Annotated in this window: 14 protein-coding genes; 7 read left to right on the top strand and 7 right to left on the bottom strand. The window is 36.9% G+C overall.

Going from position 1 to position 26,602, the window contains the following annotated elements:
* Positions 1–344: 344 nt before the first annotated feature.
* Positions 345–1,838, top strand: coding sequence for a peptide MFS transporter (locus V7150_RS14425; protein WP_335519421.1), 1,494 nt, complete (start codon positions 345–347; stop codon positions 1,836–1,838).
* Between the two features lie 112 nt (positions 1,839–1,950).
* Here the strand turns inward: V7150_RS14425 and V7150_RS14420 are convergent, their stop codons facing one another.
* Entirely contained in the window at positions 1,951–3,246 is a 1,296-nt protein-coding gene (locus V7150_RS14420) for an MFS transporter (RefSeq protein ID WP_335519419.1), read from the bottom strand.
* 122 nt (positions 3,247–3,368) lie between these two features.
* On the opposite strand from V7150_RS14420, the gene V7150_RS14415 reads away from it, so the two are divergent.
* A complete protein-coding gene (locus tag V7150_RS14415; RefSeq protein WP_335519416.1) occupies positions 3,369–4,610 on the top strand; it encodes a helix-turn-helix domain-containing protein in 1,242 nt (413 codons plus the stop codon).
* Positions 4,611–4,661: 51 nt separating this feature from the next.
* Here V7150_RS14415 and V7150_RS14410 read toward each other — a convergent pair whose 3' ends face one another.
* The 3 genes from V7150_RS14410 to V7150_RS14400 form a co-directional block, all read right to left on the bottom strand.
* Entirely contained in the window at positions 4,662–4,838 is a 177-nt protein-coding gene (locus tag V7150_RS14410; protein ID WP_335519413.1) for a hypothetical protein, read from the bottom strand.
* Positions 4,839–4,882: 44 nt separating this feature from the next.
* A complete protein-coding gene (gene cyoE, locus V7150_RS14405; RefSeq protein WP_335519410.1) occupies positions 4,883–5,812 on the bottom strand; it encodes a heme o synthase in 930 nt (309 codons plus the stop codon).
* Positions 5,813–6,039: 227 nt separating this feature from the next.
* Positions 6,040–8,424: a polyprenyl synthetase family protein gene (locus tag V7150_RS14400; protein ID WP_335519408.1), complete on the bottom strand. Its 2,385-nt coding sequence runs from the start codon at positions 8,422–8,424 to the stop codon at positions 6,040–6,042.
* Positions 8,425–8,969: 545 nt separating this feature from the next.
* Between V7150_RS14400 and V7150_RS14395 the strand changes: the two genes are divergently transcribed.
* Positions 8,970–10,190: a helix-turn-helix domain-containing protein gene (locus tag V7150_RS14395; protein WP_335519405.1), complete on the top strand. Its 1,221-nt coding sequence runs from the start codon at positions 8,970–8,972 to the stop codon at positions 10,188–10,190.
* Between the two features lie 179 nt (positions 10,191–10,369).
* Here the strand turns inward: V7150_RS14395 and V7150_RS14390 are convergent, their stop codons facing one another.
* Positions 10,370–10,507, bottom strand: a complete 138-nt coding sequence (locus V7150_RS14390) for a hypothetical protein (protein ID WP_335519402.1) — start codon at positions 10,505–10,507, stop codon at positions 10,370–10,372.
* Positions 10,508–10,603: 96 nt separating this feature from the next.
* Here V7150_RS14390 and V7150_RS14385 point away from each other — a divergent pair, with 96 nt between their 5' ends.
* From V7150_RS14385 to V7150_RS14375, 4 genes are all read left to right on the top strand, one after another.
* A complete protein-coding gene (locus V7150_RS14385; protein WP_335519399.1) occupies positions 10,604–11,884 on the top strand; it encodes an ArsB/NhaD family transporter in 1,281 nt (426 codons plus the stop codon).
* Between the two features lie 17 nt (positions 11,885–11,901).
* A complete protein-coding gene (locus V7150_RS14380) occupies positions 11,902–13,254 on the top strand; it encodes a TrkH family potassium uptake protein (protein WP_420490294.1) in 1,353 nt (450 codons plus the stop codon).
* Between the two features lie 87 nt (positions 13,255–13,341).
* A complete protein-coding gene (locus tag V7150_RS26620) occupies positions 13,342–13,542 on the top strand; it encodes a DUF4368 domain-containing protein (RefSeq protein ID WP_420490293.1) in 201 nt (66 codons plus the stop codon).
* 1,830 nt (positions 13,543–15,372) lie between these two features.
* Positions 15,373–16,107 carry a 4'-phosphopantetheinyl transferase family protein gene (locus V7150_RS14375; RefSeq protein WP_335519394.1) on the top strand — a complete coding sequence of 245 codons (735 nt, stop codon included), beginning with the start codon at positions 15,373–15,375 and terminating at the stop codon, positions 16,105–16,107.
* A 93-nt stretch (positions 16,108–16,200) separates the two neighbouring features.
* On the opposite strand, the gene V7150_RS14370 is transcribed toward V7150_RS14375, so the two are convergent.
* A complete protein-coding gene (locus tag V7150_RS14370) occupies positions 16,201–16,419 on the bottom strand; it encodes a hypothetical protein (protein ID WP_335519391.1) in 219 nt (72 codons plus the stop codon).
* 2 nt (positions 16,420–16,421) lie between these two features.
* The coding region (locus V7150_RS14365; RefSeq protein ID WP_335519388.1) for an amino acid adenylation domain-containing protein at positions 16,422–26,602 on the bottom strand (10,181 nt) is incomplete at its 5' end.

Raw genomic sequence — 26,602 nt, 5'->3', positions numbered from 1 at the left:
GCAGACAGGTTCCTTCTCAATAAACAAAAGTAAAAAGAATAATCCTATCACTCTATTTTTTATGATATTGCCCTCGGTGTTAAGTTTCACCGAGGCTTTTTCATTGCTCTCTTATAAAGGACTTTCACCCTCATAATGGGTTAACTACAATTCTCTTAAAAGAAATAATCTCTAAAATCAGAATTTAATCACTATTTCAAAAAAACTTTCTTTTTTATTTCAACACTCATTATAATATTGAAATCTCTGGATTTTCAAACGTTAGTCACATAATTTCCAAAAAAAGTTTTTGACAATTCAAACATACAAAAAGTATTATAGAATAACAAAAAGGAGGTTGTATAATGTCAAGCATAAATAGACAGAAAATTGTGGAGAGTGTACCTCAGAAAGGATTTTTTGGACATCCTAAAGGACTTTTCACTCTTTTCTTTACAGAGTTTTGGGAGAGGTTCTCGTATTATGGAATGAGAGCAATCCTTGTGTTCTATATGTATTACAGTGTTTCCAAAGGCGGCTTGGGTATCGATGAATCCCTTGCGCTTTCCATCATGTCCATTTATGGATCACTTGTTTATATGTCCGGAGTAATTGGCGGCTGGCTTGCCGATAGAATCTTCGGTACTTCTAGATCAGTGTTTTATGGTGGAATATTGATTATGCTTGGACATATTGTTCTAGCAATTCCGGGCAGTATCTCCATGTTCTTCATCTCCATGGTATTGATTGTTCTTGGTACAGGATTGCTGAAGCCAAACGTTTCTACTGTTGTCGGTGATATGTACAGTGAACAAGATAATCGTCGTGATGCAGGTTTTACCATTTTCGTAATGGGAATTAACATGGGGGCATTCTTAGCACCGCTTGTTGTCGGAACAGTTGGTATGAACTACAATTTCCACTTAGGCTTTGGTATTGCCGCTGTCGGTATGTTTTTTGGAATTTTACTTTTTGTATTTACAAAGAAAAAAAATCTAGGTCTTGCTGGTACTATTGTAGCAAATCCCCTTACACCAGCTGAAAGAAAAAAAACTTTCACTTATATCGGCTTAGGGGTAGTCGTTATTGCCATCCTTTGCGCAATCCTAATTCCAAAAGGATACCTAACGTTTAAAGGCTTTATTAATCTAGTTACAGTTCTTGGTGTTTTGATTCCAACTGCGTATTTCGTTATCATGTACCGCAGCCCTAAAACAACTGATGTAGAACGTTCACGTATCCTTGCTTATATTCCGCTATTTATTGCTTCTGTTATGTTTTGGTCTATTCAAGAGCAAGGCTCAACCATCCTAGCAAACTATGCGGATAAGCGTACACAGCTTGACTTTGCAGGAATTCACATTTCACCTGCATGGTTCCAATCATTAAACCCATTATTTATTATAATATTTGCGCCTTTATTTGCCTGGATGTGGGTAAAATTAGGGAAACGTCAGCCTTCGATCCCACAAAAATTTTCGTTCTCCCTGCTTTTCGCTGGGGTATCATTCCTTGTAATTCTAATACCAGTATATCTTGGCGGCGCAGATTCATTGGTAAATCCTTTATGGCTTGTTCTAAGTTATTTAATATGTGTATTTGGTGAATTATGTTTATCACCTGTTGGCTTATCAGCGACCACAAAATTAGCGCCTGCAGCATTCCAAGCGCAGACGATGAGCTTATGGTTCTTATCAAACGCTGCTGCACAAGCACTCAATGCACAAGTTGTTAAATTTTACACTCCTGAAACCGAAATGACTTACTTTGGTGTCATCGGTGGTGTCTCCATCGTACTAGGTATTATCCTATTCATGTTAGCACCAAAAATTCAGGGCTTCATGAAAGGCATTCGTTAATCTAAAAAAAGGTGTATGCTCTCTTCAATTAATTTGATGAGTAAAAGCATGCACCTTTTTTATTACCTCGTCAACAAATACTTCACAGACAAGACAACCACGAAATATTCTTTTATGAAGTTACTTCCCCTTGAAATGGTTTTACTCTGTCAAGCTCCGGATGTGCCTTCCTTACAACAGATGGTCTCGCTAGGATAAGGGTCACACCAACAAATAGAGAGGCCGATATGAGAAGAATCCATTGTGCTGGAAAAACATCATAAAGAAACCCATATAGCACCATTCCTAATGGCATCAATGCCATCGCCATCGTTTCAAGTATGGAAAAAACACGTCCTTTATAATCATCATCAATTTGCTTTTGCATCATCACCATAATAGGTGTGTTAACGATAATCATCAATGCACCAAGACTGAACATAGTCATCAGATAATAAACAAAAATAGCGTTATCGGATAACCTCATCAGTAATGGTCCCGCTACTGCCCCCATGACGATTCCCATGCCAATGATTGCCCTTTTTGATACGAGAAGTGGATATTTGACCTCCTTTCTTATAGAGAAATAAATCGATAGCAGCAGCATTCCGATGGCAAATGCCCCTTGGGTAAATCCAAAACGCTGTGAAGCCATTTCCATTTTTTCGATTAATATAAATGAATAACCAACTTCAAATGCGCCAAAGAGAAAATTAATTAACAGAGAAATCCAGATAATTATCATAAGTAACGGCTGTAGTTTTAAATAAGTAATCCCAGCCTTCATACTTTGCCACATCGTTTCTTTTGGCTCTCCCTCTACTTCCTCTTTACGGTGGGCAAACAGGTTAAAATTCATTGTCGATTCCAGGAAAACGGCCAAACTTGATGCAGCGATATACATGATTAAAAAAACAGGCATGGAAACAGCACCATATAAAAGCCCTCCTACTGCAGGACTGGCTATTGAGGCAAATGAAATCGACATTTGATTCAATGACATCGCTTTTTGAATTCTTTCTTTATCGACAAGTCCAGTAATAGATGAGGTAAACGTAACTCCGGAAAACATGGAAGTAAGGGATAAAATGCAAGAAGTGGTATAGATCGCGATGAGAGATAATCCTGATGTTAAGGTCACTACTAACAGCCCAGCAATAGCCATGGTTGTTGCGATTTGTGCGGTAATCGTAATCATCTTACGTGAATATTTATCCGCAATGTATCCTGCAACTGGAGCTGCAAGGGTCCGCGGCAAAATATTACAGATCAGATTTGCGGCAAAACTTGTGGCCGATCCTGTCAGTTGTAAAATATAAAAACTGAGAGCGAATGAATATGTCTGAGCTCCAAAAGAGGAAATAAGCTTACTAATTGTGAACGTCCACAGATGATATGTTGCTTTTTTTAGCTTTTTACTATCTTCCATAAAAACACCACCTTAAAAGTTTAATTTTATTAAACAAATCATATCACACCAACCTCTTCCATCACAAGCAAAAGTTTAATATAATTAAACATAGTTAATAAACCTAAAGGTGGCTTTCTAATATGCTTGGTGAACGAATTCGCGAAATAAGGAAAAAGAAAAAGATGACGTTAGAGGTTCTCGCGGGTGAAGAGCTGACAAAAGGGATGTTAAGCCTGATTGAAAATAATAAGGCCAAGCCTTCCATGGAAAGCTTAGCATACATCGCCGAACGTCTAGAAGTGGAGATAGGCGATCTCTTAGAAGAGGTAAGTACAAAAGAATTGAGAGAGGTTCTTGAAAAGGCCGAGAAGCTTTATAATTTAGATTTTGAAACTGATAAATATAAACAGCTTATTGCCCTCATCGACCCCTATATCGAAAAGCTTACTCAAGGATATGAGTCAGCTCGATTATTAGAAATTTATAGCCGCAGTCTTTATCATAAAAAAATGGATGGATGGCAGAATTTTTCCGACCGTGCGGCAAAAATGTATGATGAGATGAATCTTACAGCAAAACGAGCAAGCATCGGCATCTTTAGAGCAATGGAAAAATTTGTCGAGCATGATTATACAGACTCATTAACCATCTTGTTACGGGAACGTGCTGAAATCGAGTCAAACCATGTTTATATCGACCCAATGACTCGAGTCGACCTTGACTATAATGAGGCCATCTTACATTTTGCTGTTGGCGATTCTGACTCAGCCACAATGGTTATGGAAAGTGCCATTCATTTTTCTAAAGAGCATCGTATTTTTTATCGTATTGATGATTTATATAGACTTGCTGTGGCCCATGCACTGATGACACATGATGAGGAAAAGAAAACCCATTATTCTACCAAGTTAAAGCAATATGGAGAATTTGCAGATGACGTACAATCCACCCTATTTCATGAACTTTTCAATATCATATCACTTATAAATGAGAAGCACGAGTATGTAAAGGCTCTAGAAATAATTGACCAGTATTTAACAGACCAGAAAATTACTGAGGTCTACAAAATTTGGTTTCTACTTGAAAAAGGAAAGGCCATTTATGGTCTCGGACGCTTTAACGAAGCGCTTTTTTTTCTCGAAAAAGTTAACATACCTTCGTGGGCACATCATCCGTTTGATTTGTCACTATTATATGTAACGGATACGTACAAAGCACTATGTCACCTTGAGCTGGGAAGTGGGAATGATGCAATAAAATTTGCGAGAATGGCTGTGGAGAATTATTCCACACTAACAAATACCCCCTTCCAGGATTTTGCTAATGAAACATACAATAAAATTATGGCGAAATTAGAAGAACACCTGCCAAATGTCGATTAACAGCCCTAAGAGCCCGATTAGCATAAATCGGGCTCTTACAATTGTCTAGGACTATTCTTCATTCAGTTCACCAATCAGTTGTTTTGTCCTTTTAGCATTTCCTTCGGCAAAGTTTTCGAGGCGTTCCTTTTGTTCAAAGTAAAGAGCAAGGGCAAAAATGACAAATTTGTAATATAAGGTAAAATTATCAAAAAAAAGCTGTTCCCTTGTACGGCAATCTGCTTGCATACTTTGGAGACAGCATTGTGTTATTTTTTTGAAGATTAATGTTTTTACCTAAATGCCGGCAAAGTAACAATAATCATCATAAGAAACAAGATTGTTATATAATTTACAGAATAAAGGAAAATCACATTGGCCCATTTATGATCATTCTTAGTGAAAAATCCGTATATACTTACAGCCAACCAACCAATATTAAGCAGCGTTGCAAGAACAATAAATGTAGTTCCTAGCGGTGCTAGATAAAATGGTAATGGAAGCAAACAGGCAACATAAACCACCATTTGCCGCTTCGTCATCTCTAATCCATACACGACCGGAAGCATGGCAACCCTTGCTGCTTTGTATTCATCGTATTTCTTGATGGCAATCGCAAAAGTGTGGGGCATTTGAAAAATAAACAATATGAGCGCTAGAATAATCGGGATGATATGAAAACCGGATTCTATTGCCGTCCAGCCTATTAAAGGGGTTACGGCCCCAGAAACACTCCCGATAACGGTATTAAGGGTATATCTTCGTTTTGACCACATAGTATATAAAAAACAATAGGTAACCCATCCAACCAACGCATAAATGGCTGCTTCAATTGTTGTGAAAAGTAATAGGATGAAGCCTAGTATAGACAAAGTAATTCCTATCGTTAAAACCATCTTTAGTGAAAAATGCCCAGTCACCGTTGGACGATGCTTCGTTCTGTCCATAACGGTGTCAATATCAACATCGTACCAGTTATTGATCACAAGAGCCCCCGCCATAACCAGCGTACTGCCAATAATTGTTAGCCAAAACAAATCCCAATAATCATTAATAGAAGCACCCGTAAAATAAAGAGCTAACCAAAATCCTGTAAACACAGGCAAAATGTTGGCGATTAAAACAGGCCCTTTAAATAGTGCCCTTATATCAGCAAACAAAGTAGAATTTGATAAAGCAGCTCCCCCACCATTTTGTGGGACAGCAATGCTATCCTTACTCATCCATAATCCTCCCCTAAAATGGTTGAAAAAAATTCTTTACTCGTATACCATTTTTCCTCCCTTACATATTAACATAATTCGATGCCAATTATGTGCTGGAAGCTTAATGTAATTGAAGAAAGCTTCTTCCATAATGGAGAACTTAACGAAGGATATAGAATAGAGAATTTCGGAATTGTATTAGGAGGCAAGCTTTCTTTTAGAAACGATTACCTCCTACAACAATTTTAATGGTCGCGGTTTACTATATAATTCAATAAATGCTTCAGAAAAGTGGTATTGCGTGGTACGTCTTGCAACGTTTCCATGGCAAGACAGTAATGTTCCCACATTTCTTTTCTTGCATCTTCCTTTCCCAGGATTGACACAAAAGTTGAATTGTTATTTTCGGCATCTTTGCCAATGGGTTTACCAAGTAGAATCTGATCTCCTTCAACATCAAGCAGGTCATCCTTAATCTGAAACGCAATTCCGGCATGATGGGCGAATTTTTTCAAAGCTTTCATTTCGAACTCTTTTGCATGGGCGAGAATTGCAGGCATTATGAGGGAAGCTTCAAATGCTATTCCAGTTTTATAAAAGCTCATCCTATTCAATTGTTCCAGTGTCAATTGCTTCCCTTTAGAATCCAAATCCATCGCCTGCCCCTTACACATGACCTCTGTCAGTTGAGCCGAATATTGAATCAATTTAAGCACAGTTTTCGAATCGAACTGGTCAAGAGACGCTTGCTGCTCAATAGCCTTCTGGCTTAGAAAGAGACCGGTTAATTCTGCTATAGCAATGTTATAGACATTATGCAGGGTTGGACGCCCCCTGCGGGTGGACGCATTATCCTGAGATGGCAGATCATCAAAGATTAAGGATGCAGTATGCATATATTCCAATGATCTTAGAAGAGGCACGACTGCCGAACTGTTTAATCCATATTCGTTAACGCCCATAACCCAAGTCATAATCGGCCTCAATCGCTTCCCATTACCTTCCAGACTGTAATTTGCTGCATCAATTATCGGGTCTTCCATCAGAGAAACATTCTCTAATTTAGGGATTTTCAAAATGTTGTTGATCTGCTTGCGTACGGTTTCAATCGTATCTAAAAAGTCTTCCTGCTCCTTCTTTTCATTTTTCAGATTAGTAATCATATGGTCTCGAAGCAGTTTATCAAAAAAATCCACATCATCCGCTTTCCGGACCATATTTTGGATAATACGATTGAATTTCGGATTTCCACAAGCAAATAGCTCCATAACTTCGTTGTATTTTTTGGTTCCCACTCGTTCTTTATATCGTTTTAGACCGTTTATAGCACGATCCAAAATCACCTCACAGGTCTTGCTATCTGAGTGATACACGTTATGAATCAAATTGGAGATGACCGCCCAATATAATTCAAAAGGGTTTATAAGATCGGGACGCCTATCATGATATTTCAGATAATAGGTATAGGGTGTTACTGCACCTTCCTCCATATCATCAAACATATCCGCAAAATCATCAGCAAGCTGGTTGTATATACCATAAAAAAATGTTTGGCTGTCAAAGTCCTCATCCTTAGGAGCACTAATTACAGAACGGACAATCAATCGGGAAGAAGAGGATTTTAAAATGATTGGGATATAAAGCTCTTCATTGGTGTAATTAGCATTGGATAGATCCTTTACACGGTCAACTTCCTGGGAATTAAAAAACACATAGGCCTGCTCGAAAAAGTTTTTCCTTGTCTCTAGTCTCTGATGTGTTTTAATATACTCAAAGGCATCTCGGAGCTCCGAATGAATATATCGGATTAGATCTTTTGTTTTTCCACTCCACTCCCCCAGTTTTGGCACAGATCCTGTAATAAGGGTGGTTCGTATCAAATCGGAATATTGTTTCTTTTCTTTATCGGATAAGACTTTTGCATCCAGAAGATCATCAATGAAGGGATAGGTTAGTCCGTAAGCATAGCCTAACCTGATAGCTTTATCGAGGTTCTGGGTACGTTCTGCAGGCGATAACTTATCATCCAGTTCTTCAACCGTGTGCATAATTACACCAGCAATGATTTTGATAAGTTTTCGCTGTGCTTGCTCAGCATCCATCCCCTTTGGAATATTGGCGGCTACAGACTTTAGTTTGTTTACCACCCAAATCATGGTGGATTCAACGCCTTCCTTCTGAGCTATCCGGTACAACCCGGCCATGCTAAACGTCTCATTTTTGGCTCTTCGATTTGTTGCGTTAGAATGAGTCAGATGATTTTTTAAACTGTCAACTGCACGCCGAACCCTGGTCTGTGTGTCAGGTGAGTCCAGGGCTTTACCCAAATCCCGCATAAAAATATAAGAGATGCTTCTATCCAGGTAATTATCTAGTTTGCCCGTATAATCCAGCCATTGAATATAATTGTGATACCCCTGGTGATCAGGTTTTCCCTTTCTACGAAAAAAAAGGGATAATAATGGATGACGATGAATATGGTTGTGTTTCCACGATTGTATATCTTTTGTCAGGGTTGAGACATAGGTCTTTTGAGAGACCAGTGCATAAAGTGATTTAAAATAATGATCAGCCTTCTCCTCAGCCAGTTTATAGCAGGCATCCGCATTTTTTATTAACTCCTTATTCATATATACATACCTCTACTTAGTGTTCTCTTATTTATGTTTTGCAATATAATTCAAACCAAGATGAATTATCCAAGCATGATCCGAATCATTTCTCTTTAAATCTATCAAAATATATTTAAATATAGTACTAAAAAAACAACTTTATAACCAGAAACCTTTATTCTGTGGAGATACTTTAAAATTTTCACTCATATAGTTCAACAAAGCCATAAACCTTAAAACAAAATTTTAACCTAATGAAGCAACAAAAAGACACCACTACTTACTTTTTCCTTACCTAAAAATAATAAATTGTATACTTGATAAAGAAATTGTTCTTGAATATAATTCTATCAAGACTAATCAGGTATGTAGAATATTTTGAGAAATGAAGATTAATAGAGTATCCTTTATGAAATTATTTCAGATTAGTTAAATGATATCTCTTTACGGATAAAATGAATATTTTGGTTTACCGATAGACAGTATTAAGTCTATTGAAAAAATTGAAGAATTAATTAAAATCCAACTGCCTTAAATGGCTAACTGATGAAGGGGATATTATTATGTATGAAGGTAAAATCATAAAGTTTTATCGAGAAAAGTACAAACTAACTCAAGAACAGTTAGGGAAAGATATATGTTCCGTAACACATATTAGTAAAATCGAATGTGCTCAAACAACATACGCAACAGATATCATTACTTTATTATCCAAACGTCTTGAAATAAATATGGAGTTAGAAGTTAAAAGACTAATAAATATTAAACAACAGTTATTCAATTGGCATGAAGCAATAATTATGCAGTTATTTGACGAAATGGATCAAATTAACAATGAACTCAAGCAAGACGAATTAATTAAAATTTCAGAATATTATAATATGTATCAACTATTGCGGTCTAGGTATTTATTATTACATAATAATTCCCATGAAGCATTTAAGATTATAAAAAAACTCCAAAAAACGGAAAATAAATTAACACCTTATGATACCAATCTATTAAAACATGTTTTGGGTATCTATTATATATCAAAGCAAGATTACATCTCAGCTATTCAAACATTAAAAGAAATCCAAAATGAGATTTATAATAATCCAGAATATTACTATTACTTAGCAATTGCTTATCATACATTACAATCACCTGTATTAGCTTATTATTACGCTGAAAAATCCCATCAATTTTTTGAATATATGAATAATTACCCTAGAGTAATTGATGCAGAAATGCTTATGATTATTCAAGTTAAAGATGATGATGACTACGAAGAAATAATAAACAGGTTTAAAAAATTAATTAAAAGTTGTGAAATATGTAATGACCCTAATCGAAAAGCAAAAGTATTACATAACTTAGCTTATGAATACTTGCGAAGAAAAAAATATGAACAAGCCAGTTTCTATTATAAAGAATCCATGTCTCTTAAAGAAACTGAGTCTCCTTCCTACTTACTATCGTTAGAAGGTTATATAAGGAGTTCATTTGAAGGTGTTCTTATGTCGAATGAGGAATTAATACAACATGTTGAAAAAGGATTAACTATTGCAATTAATAATGATCAATTATTATATATTCATTTATTTAAACTTCTTCTTTACTTATTAAAATCCAAAGAAAAAGAATATTATGAATATTTATCCAATAAAGCATTACCTATGTTTGTTAAATGTGGGTATACTTTTTTGATTCAACGTTCTAAAAAGGAATTGTTTAATTTTTATTATAAATTGAAGTTAACGGATGACGCATTGGAAATGGCTCAGTTATTAATAAACGCATAAATAATTCGTCCACAATGATTCTATTTATTATAAACGTCTTTTCCATGTTAGGTCATAGAAAAACCCGAATAAGGGCACTTTTACTAATGTGCGTTATTCGGGTTTTTCTCCTCCAAATAATGGCTTTTTATTTTGATGCGAAAAACCTTAACTTCTTACTGATCCACACCCCTTCTTTACTAATACTTTCCAATTGTTGTATTGGACGCCATATGACCATCACTAAATAAGAAGTACCATTTTTTGTTCACTTGAACCCAGCCAGTAACCATTGCACCATTGGCTCCAAGGTAATTCCATTGGCCTTTGATAGCCATTTATTATTTTTATAAAGCCTAGTATGGGTTGCCGGTGTTTTTTTCCTATTTTTGCACAAACTATTTATCAATAATTAACTTGAAGGAGTGTCCATGATGGGATCCCAAGCTATTATTGCCTTAACTATTTTTTTGATCACTTATGCAATTATCATTTCTGAAAAAATCCATCGAACGATTATTGCAATGATCGGTGGTTTATTAATGGTTGCTTTTGGCGTTCTTGACCAGAATGAAGCCGTTCACCACATCGATTTTAATACTATTGGATTATTGATTGGGATGATGATCATTGTTAGTATCACAGCGCAGACAGGAGTCTTTGAATTTATCGCCATCTGGTCAGCACAAAAAGTGAAAGGGGAGCCAATAAAAATTCTTGTCGCATTAAGCCTGTTTACAGCATTCGCTTCAGCTTTCCTTGATAATGTAACAACCGTTCTCCTTGTCGTGCCGGTAACATTAAGCATTACAAATCAATTGAAGGTTCCTCCGATACCCTATTTGCTTTCAGAGGTATTAGCTTCTAATATTGGCGGGACAGCCACAATGATTGGGGATCCTCCTAATATCATGATTGGCAGTGCAGTAAAAGAATTAACCTTCATGGCATTTATTAATAATTTAACCCCTGTAATTTTGATTATTTTGATTGTTACCGTCTTCCTACTCACGCTGATTTACAAGAAACAGTTAAAGACATCGCATGAATTAAAAAATCATCTATTAAGTAAAGATTCGAAACAGGAAATAAAGGATAAAGATTTATTAGCCAAATGTCTGTTTGTCATCCTCATGACAATTGGCGGTTTTTTTGCCCATCAATTCATACATTTCGAAACGGCCACCATTGCTTTGATTGGAGCATTTATCTTACTTTTGCTAACTGGTGAGAAAGTTTTGCATGTTGCTTTAGAAAAGATAGAATGGACAACCTTGTTCTTTTTTATTGGGTTATTTGTTATTGTAGGCGGCCTTGTGGAAACAGGATTAATTGAAGCATTAGCCAAGAAAGCAATGTCATGGACCGGAGGAGAATTAAAACCTACGACTTTTCTCGTTTTATGGATGAGTGCGATAATTTCGGCATTTGTTGATAATATTCCTTTTGTTGCGACGATGATTCCCTTAATCAATGAAATGGGTCAATTAGGAATTTCCCATTTAGAGCCTCTTTGGTGGAGTCTTTCACTTGGTGCTTGTCTTGGTGGGAACGGTACATTAGTTGGTGCGAGTGCGAATCTAGTTGTAGCCGGGATAGCCGCTAAGGAAGGGCATCAAATTTCTTTCATTAAGTTTTTAGCTGTAGGATTTCCACTAATGATCGTGTCCATTATCATTTCTACCGTTTATATTTACATTAGGTATTTCATGTAATTAGAAAAAATCGAATTATGTCTGGAGGAAAAACGTTGGGGAAAAAATATTACTTGGACCCACCTAAAATTCTTGTATTAGGATTCGGTACCATCATCCTCATAGGGGCCTTATTGCTGACTATGCCGATTTCAACAGTGGATGGAAAGGGTCTTTCCTTTCTCAATGCCCTCTTTACATCGACTTCAGCTACTTGTGTAACAGGACTTGTGGTAGTGGATACTGGAACTGCCTTCACGTTGTTTGGACAACTGGTAATTTTATCTTTGATTCAAGTGGGCGGTCTTGGATTTATGACGTTTGCTACCTTATTTGCCTTCCTTTTAGGAAAGAAGATTTCCTTAAAAGAAAGGATTTTACTTCAAGAATCTTTAAATAATTTATCAATAGAAGGGATTGTAAGGTTAGCAAAGCGTATTTTGATTTTCACTGCTTTGATTGAATTGCTGGGAGCTATTTTATTAGCAACTCGTTTCTCTTTCGATATGCCCCTCAGTAAAGCGATTTATTATGGAATTTTTCATTCCATTTCTAATTTTAATAATGCGGGCTTCGATTTAATGGGGGAATTTCACAGCTTAACTGGTTATGTAGACGATCCAACAGTTACGTTAACGGTTTGTATACTAATAACCCTTGGCGGGATTGGATTTATTGTCATGAATGAACTATTTGAGTATAGAAAAGTGAAACGATTATCTTTACACACAAAAATTGTCTTAATTACTAGCGCGACTTTGGTAGCAGCTGGAACGATTTTAATCTTTTTATTGGAGTTTTCTAATGAAAAAACATTAAAACCGTTATCTTTTACTGGGAAAATTCTTGCATCTCTATTTCAATCCGTAACCCCTAGAACAGCAGGTTCGAATACACTAAATATTCCGGACTTGACCCAAACAAGTCTATTATTGATTATCTTTCTAATGTTTGTTGGAGCATCACCTGGTTCCACGGGAGGCGGTATTAAAACAACAACCTTTACAACCTTACTTGGAGCAGTATGGTCCCAGATACGCGGTAAAGAGGATGTTATTTTTTATCGAAAGCGGATTGTATATGAAACGATTTATAAGGCTCTGACAGTATCGGTTAGTGGATTATTTCTAGTTTTAATCATTACAATGCTATTAACCATTACCGAACCAGGTAAAGATTTTCTCATGATATTATTTGAGGCGACATCCGCATTTGGTACCGTCGGACTATCTATGGGATTAACTCCTGAATTATCACCTATTGGCAGGGTACTGATTATTTTAACGATGTTTGCAGGAAGGGTTGGTCCATTGACTATCGCCTTTGCCGTAACCATCCGCAGAAATCCAGATGCTTTCCGTTATCCAAAGGGTAAAATTATGATTGGGTAGTTTTTACACAAGTAGGTTTCACGTATTTGGCAAATCACTACAGGAAAGAAAAATTCAAGTGACAAATGGTAACTACTTGAAGCATTTATGGTATTCAAGGAATTAACTCCTGAAATACTTCATCGTTTAATAGATCGTATTGAAATTAAGGCAGATGGAAGTCCGAGAATCTTTTATAGATTCTCGAATCCAGCTGCTTATTCTTTAATTTGTTCAGTAAAAATAATCTCCTGCTACTCCATCCCTCTCCAATCCGCATTCCTACGCCACCTAATTTCTACCATTTAAAATAGAGTTCTGCACACTTCCCGCATTTTCCCGATTTCTTTTCTCTTTTTTCTCACACAACTTTATTTTTTATGAAAATAATGTCGTGGTATTTCCTGCTTCTCTTCCTGCGTTTTTCTCCTGCTTTTTCTCACTCTTTTTCTTGCTTTTGGGGTTCGTAGAACCCCTCTCTCTTTCATTTAAACATTGATAGGACAAGGTTTTTTCAGGCTTTTTCTTCTCATTTTCAATCGGGCAAAGAGGATGGGATTCCTGTTCCCACCCTTCTTATTCTTCCTTTTCTTCCTGCCTTTGTCCACACGTTTTCCACAGGCATATCAGAACTTTGTTTTGATTATGACAGGGGTTTGTTATAAATGTCAGGAGATAATTTTTCCTTTACATAGTAACTGCAGGAGATAGGATTAAAGGGATAAGGATAGAAACTTCGTTCCCTTTCAGACACCATTTCCTCGAACTCTTAATTTGCCTCCAATGGCAGTGATACTACGTCAAAAAAATAGACACAGATTTTCTACCGCGCTTTCGCTTGGTGGCCTTCATAAAAAAGTTTAAATAAAGGGCAATTTAAACTTTTTTATGAAGGTAAAATCAAGCTACAGAATTTCCATACATTCGCTCAAATTCATTCGGTGTATAGTACCCCAACGTTGAATGGATTCGCTTAGAATTGGAAGAGAAGAAGATATTATTTTTAGAAGATTACTATACAAAATGATGGTGTGAACTTAGATTCACTTTACGAAAAATTATCTAACATAGTAACAATAGCCTTCGTATTCTAATTCACCTATTAAAAGTATAGGGTGTTCATGATTTTCAGTACATAAACAAATATTGCAATAATACCATTTAGAAGCCTTCACCCATCGATCTCTTAGGATAAGCTTTTTGAAGTCTTCCTCCTCGTAATTATCACCGATTACAATTTCCTCATTCTGCAACCAGAAGGCAAAGTTCCACCTTGCCTCGTCACTATCCGATGCATTAGAAATGTTTTTTTTGTAATTTGTCTTTGTGTTATAACCAAAAACTAACCTTGGTTTTCTTAAGTCATCATCCTCTCATTCAACATAAAAAGATAAAACATAAATGTCCCTCAGGAGGTTTGCATCCCAAGATAAAATTCTTTCCTTGATACTTTGGAAACCATATTCTTCAAAGTTGAGCATACTAGTTCCTCCTATGAGTTTAAGATGTGGTTTTCGAGAGAAAATATTTATAAACATATGGAAGTCTCGCGTTTAACATCCCTTTATTGTTAGTTTTCGAGAAAGTTCTTTGAAGTGGTTCTAAAAAATTGTAAAGTGCATTCATTAGTTCCTTTTCATCCTTATTTGTGCATAAAAAACCATACTCAGACATTTTATTCGTTATTTATCTTCATAAATTATCTGCCATTTTTCTTTCTTCTTTCCAGTTTATTAGAGTGTTTACAATCATTCAAACAAACTGAAATCAACAGAGTCGAATCCGTTGGTAACTGCGTTCTAATCGATTAATGGCCAACATATTGTTTGAGTACTTTGAAAAGTGGCTGTATGTAGCCAAAGACAATAGTTGTAAGTCCGTTATTTCAATATTCTCAACTCCTAACATCTATATCCCACTTTCTATCATTAAGTTGCCAACTGACAATAAAACTGGAGTAGATATAATTATACATAAATGAGTGTACAAACAAGAATTATATCTTGAGTAAATAATGTTAGTAAATTACTATTAGAGTCAGTAGCAAACTTTCCTCTTTAGAAAACTAAAAAATATTTATTCTTAGGTTTAGATATACTAAAGAGAAAGAAGATAATAGGTTATGATAGGGGAAAACAGGTGAAGATACGTGCAGCTTATTTAGAAGAATTGCTTTATTCTTATGATTTAAAAGAAATACTGGAATATCTCCCGACAGAGTTAAGGATCAAAATAGGTAAGTTTGTCAAATCCAAAGATGCTTGGCGTTCACTTGTCGCGCAATTACTAATTCGCACTTCAATCATGGAAACCTTTAGAGTGAGACCTAATGAGTTTCTTCTAACAACAAATAAATATGGGAAGCCTTTTTGGGAACAAAATCCAGATTATTACTTTAATGTGTCTCATTCTGGTGATTGGATTGTTTGTGTCACCGCACCTTGTCCAGTGGGAATAGATATTGAAAAAATTGAGGATATAGATATTAGCATATCAGAAAAGATTTTCTCTAAACTGGAGGTTGCTACGTTGAATTCTCTGCCTGCAGAAAAAAGGAATCTCTTCTTTTATGATTTATGGACACTAAAAGAAAGCTATATAAAAGCTATTGGAAAAGGGTTATACCATCCATTAGATACCTTTTCTATCATAAAGAGCGAAGGAAGGATTTCCTTAGTTGATAATGGGAATGAATGGTATTTTCAGCAATATAGTATAGATTCCCAATATAAAATGTCTGTTTGTTCACAAAAGAATGATTTTTCCAAAAATATTGACATAACTCCTGGCGTTAAAGTAGTTGAGAATTATCTTCATAGGTGCAAACTTGAGGAAATAACTCAAAAGTCTCAAACCAAAATTTTACGAACATAAATATACTTAATCCTGTTCACACAAACCTCAGCAATTTTCAGCCTATATTCCTTAAAAATAGTTTCTATTAATTCTCTCTTGTCTTTCCAATTATTATGTTAGAATTTGTGTATTCAACAATACCATGTCATTCTTTGTATCGTCATATGCCAAATAAATATAAATCGGCATTTCCGTTTGAAATTTCCAGAAATCAGAAATAGACCGCCCTAATGGTAACGGTCTATTTCTGATCGATTCGTCCTCTAGGTAAGCACCCATTCTCTCATTCGCATGTGTCCAATAATGGGAGGTCAGCCCGCAACTCTTCACACTTACCCACTGATTGTATACCTTTTAATCTTTTCATCGGCTATTTCTTGTAATTTATCCTTATCTTTAATAATAATTTCGCCTGGAGTTGCATCTTCAAGGATATCATCCATTTCACTCAACGGTTTATACCTGATCCCTATTAAGCCCCAGACAAATAATACTGCTCCAGCTATTAACAGACTAAGTCTCATTTCGCGGCCTGCACCTGTGCCTAAAATCATGTTTACGATTGGTGAATCAAATACACTAGATGTCAGTACAGACGCGAATACATCATCGGCTAATATAGCTGCGACAATATAGCTGATCGGTGCTAATAGAGCCACCAGCATACGGTTCACAGCAAATACACGTCCTTGCAATTCCAGTCCAACCTTAACCTGTATCAATGACTGCCAATGAATATTTGTAATAGTTATAGCCAAAGAGGATCCGAACAAAGCAATAGCCGCAAAAATAGGTAGTGGTCTTATTCCTGCAATCATAATTGAAATTGCTAACGGAATTACAAAACCAACCATCCCTTTTGCTCTTTTACTCATACCGCCAGTTATTAACATAGCTATAGCTCCGCAGAGAACTCCAATTCCTGAAAATGCATTAATAATCCCCAACATTGATGAATTCGTGAAGGAAAGGATAAGCGGTGTCATTGTAACCAGAAAAATACTCAGTAAAAAGTTGACTACAACAAAAAATACAACCATTGCAACCAAACTTTTTCTTTTCACGATAAAATTCCAGCCACCCATTAACTCCTTGCGAATAGGTTCCTCTAATCTTGTAAACATGGTATCCGGAAATCTCAAAAAGAGCAAAACTACCACGGAAACTGCGAATGTTACAAAATCAATGAGTACAAGCCCCTCAAAACTTATAGAATCCATAAATACGCCACCGCAGACTGGTGCCAGTATTCCTCCTATCGCAACGGAAAATTGAGAAACACTATTTGCCTGTGGCAGGTACATCTTTGGCGTAATCTGCGTAATTGCTGCCATATACGCCGGTTGCCTGAAGCAGTTTGCAACAGATGTAATGATTGTAAATACATATACTTGCCAAATTTGAAGCTCATTACCATATAACAATATAAGCAAACTTAAGGAGCATATTGCTAAAACCAAATCACTGATAATTAGAATTACACGTCTGTCAAACCTGTCTACAATGGCACCTGAAAACGGAAGAACCAAAATAGTAGGAAGCATTCCCAAGAGAAACATTATGGCAAATTCCGATAGTGCCTGGGTTTGATTGAAGATCCATATACCCGTTGCGAACGTAGATAAGATTGTGCCTATTTCAGAAATTATCTGTACTAAGGCAACCATCAAAAATAAATTCATACTTGGAACTACTTGCTTTTTCGCATGTGCTTTCAAACTTACTATTTTTTCTTTGCTTTCATTCGTTTTCTTGGTTTCAAATATCTTAGAAGAACGCTCCTTCCATACGTCTACCTTCTCTTTAATAATCTCAACTAGCTCCGCTACTTGGTTTTTAAAGAAAAAATGTCCTGCATGCTTGATTGTTTTTAAATCCACATTTTCACTAAAGTGCCCCCATTCCTTATATCTTTCCTGATAAAATTCCGTAGCCCTATCGCCCTCTCCAATGACGCATGTGATTGGAGCATTAAATTTCGTATTTTTCTTGCTGTTATAGTGCTTTGTATACCATTTTACACATTCCTTTGCATCATGCTTCAAATTCCTAAGAACAAATTCTGTTTCATCAGGACTAAATTCACTATTTAAACCTCCAATCATTTTCAACATGTCTCGATTGCCCTTGTCCGTCAACTGAGTGGGGAATATTTTCTCCCACATGTTGAAAAACATATTGGAAATACGTGGTGTCGGGAACATAGCCCCAACAAAAACCCCATCAACCTGAATGCCCGCCTCTTCCAGTTTAGGAGCAAGAAGTACCGACATGGTGGCACCCAGACAATGTCCATAAAGAACTACAGGCCCCTTAACCTTTTGTATGATTTCCTCTAAGCAACGAGCTGCGCTCTCCTCAATTGAAACCAATTCTTCATCGGGGCAACTGTAGTCATGGCCTGGAAGCTCAACAGCATAAAGCGAATAATTCTTCGGTAGGGAATTGGCTAAAGGTTGATAAGATATCGCGCTTCCTCCCCCGTAAGGAAAGCAAATGAGTGATACAACTTTATTTTTTTCATCAACAGGTTTTGTAAGCTCATGCAGCATAGTTCTATTATTTGCTACATCTTTTGATAAATAAGCTACCAATTCACGAACCGTTGAATTCTTAAACAGCTCCATTACCCCTAAGTTGTTGCTAATGCTTCTTACCAGCTTAATGGCTTTAAAAGAATCTCCACCTAAATCAAAGAAATCGTCATCAATACCTATTTTCTCAATTCCTAGTATGTTGGCCCAAATTTCAGCCATTTCAATTTCTTCTTTGTTCCTTGGTGCGATAAAGCCTTCATCCGAATCTCTTTGCAGCATATCAGGTTCAGGAAGTGCAAAACGGTCAACCTTACCATTGGTAGTCAACGGTATAGACTCAAGCTGAACAAATTTAGCCGGAACCATGTATTGGGGAAGTTGTTTCTTTACGTATTCCTTTAATCCCGCTTCAGTATATTTCTCATCACTGTTTGTCTTTGGAACAATGTACGCAAATATTCTGTTTTCACCCGCGCTATCCTCGCGAACTAGTACGACTGAGTCTTGAACTGAAGGGTGTCTCTTGTTCGTAGCCTCAATCTCCCCTATTTCAATGCGGTAGCCTCTGATTTTTACCTGATGGTCTATACGGCCTATAAATTCTATGTTCCCATCGGCCCGCCATTTTACAAGGTCTCCTGTCTTATACATCCTTTCCCCTGGGGCAAATGGATTTGCTACAAATTTTTCTTCTGTCATCTCCGGGTTATTGAGATAACCTCTTGCCAGTCCGTCCCCTGCTATACATAGTTCTCCTGCTACCCCTACCGGCTGAGGATTATTATCTTTGTCCAAGACGTATACACGATAATTGACTAACGGACGACCAATAGGAATAGTGTTCAACAGATCAAGACGCTCACGGTCAATCAAGAAGGCTGTCGTGTCAACGCAGCATTCGGTTGGCCCGTATATATTGGTTATCTCAGGCTTTCTCTCACCGCAAAGTGTGAATAAGTCTTTAACTGTTTGAACGGTTAATTCTTCTCCGCCAATTATAAAATGCTTAACGGTCATATCCTTTATTTTTTCTCTGTTATCACTCAATATCAATTTAAGATGAGACGGCGTTCCATCTGAAACATCTATTGAGTTATCAATGTAGTATTCTACAAGTTTTTCCCCTATAGTTCTGTACTCTTCCGGGATAATATGCAGGCAGTCACCTCTCAACAAACTGGCAAATATCTGCTTGACTGAAGCATCAAAAACATATTGTGCAACCAAAGCTACATGTAATGGCCCGGTATATCGATCATAAATTATTTTACCTAGCCCTGTAACAAGGTTAATAACGTTTCCATGCTGGATCATAACTCCTTTTGGCTTGCCCGTTGAACCAGAGGTATAGATTACATAGACAAGATCATTGGGATTGTTTACTATTTCTAAATTAGTTTTATTGCCTTGATATAGTTGTTCGTCTTCTAAATCTAATGCAATTCCATCAAACTGTATCGTATGCACCAGATGTTTTTGTGTCAGCAACAGGGTAGTTTTACTATCCTCCAGCATATATTTTATCCTGTCATTCGGATATTCCGGAGAAATTGACAAATAGGCTCCCCCAGCCTTTATTATTCCCATGATTCCAACCATCATCTCAACTGATCTATCCACCATTATTCCGACGATTGTGTCTGCCTTTACACCTTTACCTCTTAACACTCCTGCCAATTGATTTGCTTTCTCATTTAGTTCCCTATAGGTTAATTTCCTATCTTCATATACTACTGCTATATTGTCCGGTGTCTTTTTTACTTGTTCCTCAAAGACTTCGCAGATGGTTTTATCCATGGGATATTGTGTTTTCGTGTTATTGAAATCGACTACTATTTCCTTCTTCTCTTCCTCTGAAAGCATCTCTATTTTGCATAGCTGTATTTCCGGATTCTCTGTTACTGCCTTTACTATATTCTTAAAATGCTCAATCATTCGTTCTATGGTTTCTCTCTTAAACAGCTTGGTACAATACTCTAACTCAAAGCGTATTTCCTCCCCTTTTTCTTCTGCTCCTAATGTTATATCAAACTTGGAAACGCCTCTTTCAAATTGAAGCTGTTTAATTCTTGACTCATCAAGCTCAATTTCTTTAGCATCCGTATTCTGTAGCACAAACATCGTGTCAAATAATGGATTTCTACTTAAATCTTTTCGTAGATTTAGATTTTCCACCAATCGATCAAATTGATAATTTTGATTTTCATATGCGCATAAGGCATTTTTCTTTACTTCCTGTAGAAATCCAGCAAAAGTTTTCGTTCTTCCAGGATAGTTTCTCATAGCAAGAGTGTTTACGAACATTCCTACCATATGTTGCAGATCAGCATGCGGTCTACCCGATATCGGTGAACCTACTACGATATCTTCTTGTCTGCTATACTTTGAAAGCAATACATTGTAGGCTGACAGTAACGTCATATACAAGGTTACTTCCTTAGTCTTGCATATGTTCTTTAGCTTTTCTGTTACATGCTTGTCCAGACTGAATCCTATGCTTTCCCCTTCAAAACTCTGAAAACTCGGTCTCGGATAATCAATTGGCAAATTCAATACAGGTATTTCATCGCTGAATATCTTTGTCCAATATTCTTCTTGTTTTTTCATTGCCTCGGATTCTATCATTTTATGTTCCCAGGCAGAATAATCCTTATACTGTACTTTCAGCTCTTCTAAATCTTCACCTTTATACAGCTTCGTGAATTCCTCCAAAATAATGCCCATGGAAGTACCGTCAGATATGATGTGATGCATATCAATCATTACAACATGCTTCTCTGTTGCAAGCTTAATAAGCTTCACCCTTAGCAGGGGAGCTTTTGCTAAATCAAAGGGTTTTACGAATTTTTTTGCCTCAGAGGTGACCATCTCTTCAGAGTCTGTGTTTCTCTCTTCGTATTCCACTCTAAATTCAACAGCTTCATGAATTTTCTGCTTTATTTCTCCATCTTCCACTTCAAAGCAGGTTCTGAAGGCTTCATGTCTTTGCACAAGCTTGGCAAAGCTTTCCGATAGCTTATCTTTATCCAGTTTGCCTTCGAAAACCAATACATACGGGATATTGTAACTGATTTCTTCCTTAGAGAACTGATGTAAGGCAAACAATCTCTTTTGAGACGAGGATACCTCATAGAGTTCCCTTTCTTCTACAGCTTCTATCGGTGAATATTCAGCTTCCTTGGTATTTCCTATATATTCTGCCAGCTCTCTTACCGTTGGGTTTTTAAATGTTTCATCTACAGATATTTCAGCCAGTAAGTCTCTTTGTACAATTGCTGCCATTTTTATGGCCTTTAATGAATGTCCTCCCAAGATAAAGAAGTTGTCATTTATTCCTACTTTCTCTACCCCAAGCACTTCCTGCCATATCTTCGCCAATTTCTCTTCTATTTCGTTTCTTGGTGCTTCATATTCTGTCCCTGTTTCCATGCTTCCATCAGGTTCGGGTAACGCCTTCCTGTCAACCTTACCGTTTGGTGTCAACGGAAATCTGTCCAATTGTACAAAGTATGGCGGTATCATGTAGTCCGGCAATACCTTCGATAAATATTCTCTTAGCTCGCCTATCGTTAGTTCTTTGTCTCCTACTATGTAGGCACATAGGTACTTGCTTCCGCCTTCTCCTCTTGCTACTACTACTGCTTCCTTTACGTTTGGATAGCAAAGCAGCTGGTTTTCTATCTCTCCCAGTTCGATCCTGAAGCCCCGTATCTTTACCTGGTGATCTATCCTCCCCAGGTATTCTACGTTGCCATCAGGCAGCCATCTTGCCAGGTCTCCTGTTCTGTACATTCTTGTTCCCGGTACAAAGGGGTTAGGCACAAACCTCTCTGCTGTCAACTCCGGTTTGTTTATATACCCTGTTCCTAAACTATCACCAGCTATACACAGTTCTCCTGGTTGTCCAACTGTAAGCAACTGATAATCTTTATTGACAATATACAGCTTTACGTTATCAATTGGTTTACCTATCGGTACTACTTCTATATTTTTTATCTGTTCATTCGGTATTCTGTAGTATGTCGCTATATCCGTACACTCTGTCGGGCCATAGGTGTTTACTATCTCCGCCTGATAGTATGGTGTATCTATCCAGCTTAACAATTTAGGGATGTTTATTGGTTCACCGCCTAAAAATACCCACTTCAAATGCCTTAATTCATGATAGTCCGATGATGTATCAACGACTAACTGAAATGCACTAGGAGTACAATTCACGATCGTGATTTTTTGCTCGTCCATCAGTGTAAGAACATTTTTATAGCTGTAAATCTTTTCTGGAAGCACGATCAGCCTCCCCCCTTTTATGAGGGACGCGTAAAGATTCTTTTGAGCTAAATCGAAACCTACAGGTGCTATTAAGAGGATGTTGTCGCTTTCATTTATTTCAAAATCCCTTGTAAACCAGTTCATAAGGTTAGTAAAAGAATCGGCTCTTACCGTGGCTCCCTTTGGGTTCCCAGTAGAACCTGAGGTATAGATAAGGTACATCTGTCTATCCGGACGATACTTGAGATTCAAATTACCTGCGGATTCTTCGGACGTTTCCAGAGTTTTTTCTATCCCTACTACTTTTATACCCAATCCTTCCGTCTGCTTACTGTATCTTTCCTGTGTCAACAAAATGCCTGCACCGCTATCCTGTAGCATATATTCAATTCTATCTGTTGGGTATTGCGTATCTATAGGCAGATATGTTCCTCCGGCCTTCAACACTCCAAGTATACCTATGAGTAGTTCAGCAGATCTGGAAATTAAAATACCTACTGTCTTATTCTCCTCTATTCCCTCATTTCTCAAAGTTCTTGCAACCTGATTCGCCTTGCTGTTTAGCTCCCTGTAAGTAAGTTCCTTATCTTCATATACTATTGCTACATTATCCGGTGTCCTTTCAACTTGCTCCTCAAACAACTCATGAATAGATTTGCTCCTTGGATATTCTGCAAAGGTGTCATTGAATTCATGCAGTAGCTTATTTCTCTCTTCCTCTGCAACCATGTCTATTTCACATAGTTTTATTTCCGGATTCTCTGTTACTACCTTTATTATGTTGATATAATATTGAATTACTCTTTCTATGGTTTCTCTCTTAAATAGCTTGGTGCAATATTCTAAATTAAATTTTATTTCTTCCCCTACTTCTTCTGCTTCCAAAGTCATATCAAACTTGGATACTTTACCTTTATACGCATATTCTCTTATGCTTATATTTTCAAGTTCAATTTCTTTCGTATCCGTATTCTGTAGCACAAGCATCGTATCAAACAACGGATTCCTGCTTACATCTTTTCTTAGATTTAGTGCTTCCACCAATCTATCAAACGGATAATTCTGATTTTCATATGCATGTAATGCCTTTTTCTTTACTTCTCCTAGAAATTCAGCAAAACTTTTCTTTCCTTCATAGCAGTTTCTCATAGCCAAGGTATTTACAAACATACCCACTACTCCCTGCAAATCATCATGGGATCTGCCTGCTGTCGCTGAACCCACGACTACATCTTCCTGTCCACTGTATTTGGCTAACAATATATTGTAGGTAGATAATAAAGTCATGTACAAGGTTGCTCCGTTATCCTTACCTACTTTCTTCAGCTTTTCTGTTAGTCTCTTGTCTAGTCTAAAGCCGATACTTTCCCCTTCAAAGCTTTGAAGAGCTGGCCTTTGATAATCCATTGGGAAATCTAGTACTGGTATGCCATCACTGAATATCTCTGTCCAATATTTTTCATGTTTTTTCATTGCCTCGGATTCCAGCATTTTATTTTCCCAGGCAGAATAATCCTTATACTGTACGCTTAGCTCTTCTAAGCTTTCACCTTTATACAGCTTTGTGAATTCCTCCATAAAAATACCCATGGAAGTACCGTCTGATATGATGTGGTGCATATCAAAAATTAACATATGCTTCTCTGCTGCAAGCCTAATAAGCTTCACCCTTAAAAGGGGCGCTTTTGATAAATCAAAGGGTTTTACGAATTTCTCTACTTCACACTTAATTATTTCTTCTGAATCTGTGTTTATTTCTTCGTATTCCACCTTATATTCAACAGTTTGATGGATTCTCTGCATGATTTCTCCAGCTTCCAATTCAAAGGAAGTTCTGAAGGCTTCATGTCTTTGGACAAGCTTTCTCAAGGCTTCTTCAACTTTATTTCTTTCCAGCCCGCCTTCTAAAAGCAATACGAAGGGTAGATTATAATTGGTCTCCTGTTTTGAAAACTGATGTAAGGCAAACATTCTTTTCTGAGCCGAGGATACTTCATACAGTTCCTTTTCTTCTACAACTTCTATGGGTGAATATACAGCTTCTTTCGTTTTCCCTATATATTCTCCCAGCTCTCTTACAGTCAGATGGCTAAATATTTCACCTACAGATATATCAGCATTTAGCTCTCTTTGTATCATTAACACAATTTTTATAGCCTTTAATGAATGTCCTCCTAAAGTGAAGAAGTCATCATTTATTCCGATCCTGTCTACTTCTAATACTTCATTCCATATTTTCACAAGCTTTTCTTCTACTTCATTTCTTGGAGCGATATATTCCACTCCTGTATCGATTTCTCCGTCCGGATCTGGCAGTGCCCTTCTATTTATCTTGCCATTGGGTGTTACAGGCATTTTTTCTATTTGCATAAAATATGTCGGTATCATATAGTTCGGTAAGCTTTGAGACAGGTTTTTCCTTAACTCTGGTACTGTTATCTCTTCTTCGGATACAATATAGGCACATAAGTACTTATTTCCTTGTCCATCCTGTTTATCCAGCACAACTGCCTGCTTAATTCCTTCATATTTCAGTAACTGACTTTCGATTTCTCCAAGTTCGATTCTATAGCCCCTTATTTTTACCTGGCTATCTATCCTGCCCAGGAATTCTATGTTTCCATCGGTCAGCCATCTTCCTAAATCTCCTGTTTTATATATATATGTGCCTGATTCAAAAGGATTTTCTATGAATTTTTCCTTACTTAAATCTTCATTATTTAAATATCCCCTTGAAATACCGCTACCTGATAAACATATCTCTCCTGGAACGCCTATTGGCTGAAGATTATTATTTTTATCAAAAATATATATCTTTGTGTTACTTATTGGTCTTCCAATTGGTATATTTTCATATTCCCGATCTATCTTAAAGCTTGTCGATACAACAGTATACTCTGTCGGGCCATAGTTATTGTATATCTCATAGTTCTTATTCTCTGTATATCTGAGCGTATCAGCTCCCGTTAATAATCTCCGTAACGAATTATTTTCCAATCTTATAAATTGTTCAAAAACTTGAGTCGGCATGAAGCCTATTGATATTTCGTTCTCCTCAAAGTATTTATTTAACTTATTGACATCAAGTTTCAATTCGTCACTGATGATATGTATGGAAGCACCAGATATAAGATACGGGAATATCTCCCATACAGAAGCATCAAACCCGACTCCTGCGTATTTTGCTGCTTTATCAGATTCATCTACTTCATAATAATTGTTATGCCAAAAGCACAAATTTACTAAGCTAGTATGTTCTACCATAACTCCCTTAGGCTTTCCTGTAGATCCGGAGGTATATATCACATAGGCTAATGCATTTGAGCTATTTACACTTTGTAGATTATCTCCTTCCGTTGAATATTCTTCTTCATTGTTCAGGTCGATTATTTCTCCCCTAAAATCTATTTCCAACAAATCCTTTTGTGCAAGTAATATGCTTGTTCTGCTGTCTTCAAGCATATATTGTATCCTTTCCTTAGGATACTTGGTGTCTATAGGCAGGTATCCTCCACCCGCTTTTAGCGTTGCCATTATTCCGATCAGCATTTCTATCGATGGCTCTACCATTATTCCTACAATGCTGTCCGGCACTACACCTTTATACCGCAGCACCCTTGCCAATTGATTCGCTTTCTCATTCAGTTCTCTATAGGTTAATTTCTTATCTTCATTAACTACTGCTATGTTATCCGGTGTCCTTTCAA

The organism is Neobacillus drentensis, assembly GCF_036965245.1.
Classification (GTDB): domain Bacteria; phylum Bacillota; class Bacilli; order Bacillales; family Cytobacillaceae; genus Neobacillus; species Neobacillus drentensis_G.
This window is presented reverse-complemented; position numbering and strand designations above follow the sequence as displayed.

Coding starts and splice junctions, on each gene's coding strand:
- V7150_RS14425 (WP_335519421.1), top strand. CDS start 345: ATGTCAAGCATAAATAGACAGAAAATTGTGGAGAGTGTACCTCAGAAA.
- V7150_RS14420 (WP_335519419.1), bottom strand. CDS start 3,246: ATGGAAGATAGTAAAAAGCTAAAAAAAGCAACATATCATCTGTGGACG.
- V7150_RS14415 (WP_335519416.1), top strand. CDS start 3,369: ATGCTTGGTGAACGAATTCGCGAAATAAGGAAAAAGAAAAAGATGACG.
- V7150_RS14410 (WP_335519413.1), bottom strand. CDS start 4,838: ATGCAAGCAGATTGCCGTACAAGGGAACAGCTTTTTTTTGATAATTTT.
- cyoE (WP_335519410.1), bottom strand. CDS start 5,812: ATGAGTAAGGATAGCATTGCTGTCCCACAAAATGGTGGGGGAGCTGCT.
- V7150_RS14400 (WP_335519408.1), bottom strand. CDS start 8,424: ATGAATAAGGAGTTAATAAAAAATGCGGATGCCTGCTATAAACTGGCT.
- V7150_RS14395 (WP_335519405.1), top strand. CDS start 8,970: ATGTATGAAGGTAAAATCATAAAGTTTTATCGAGAAAAGTACAAACTA.
- V7150_RS14390 (WP_335519402.1), bottom strand. CDS start 10,507: ATGGCTATCAAAGGCCAATGGAATTACCTTGGAGCCAATGGTGCAATG.
- V7150_RS14385 (WP_335519399.1), top strand. CDS start 10,604: ATGGGATCCCAAGCTATTATTGCCTTAACTATTTTTTTGATCACTTAT.
- V7150_RS14380 (WP_420490294.1), top strand. CDS start 11,902: ATGTCTGGAGGAAAAACGTTGGGGAAAAAATATTACTTGGACCCACCT.
- V7150_RS26620 (WP_420490293.1), top strand. CDS start 13,342: ATGGTATTCAAGGAATTAACTCCTGAAATACTTCATCGTTTAATAGAT.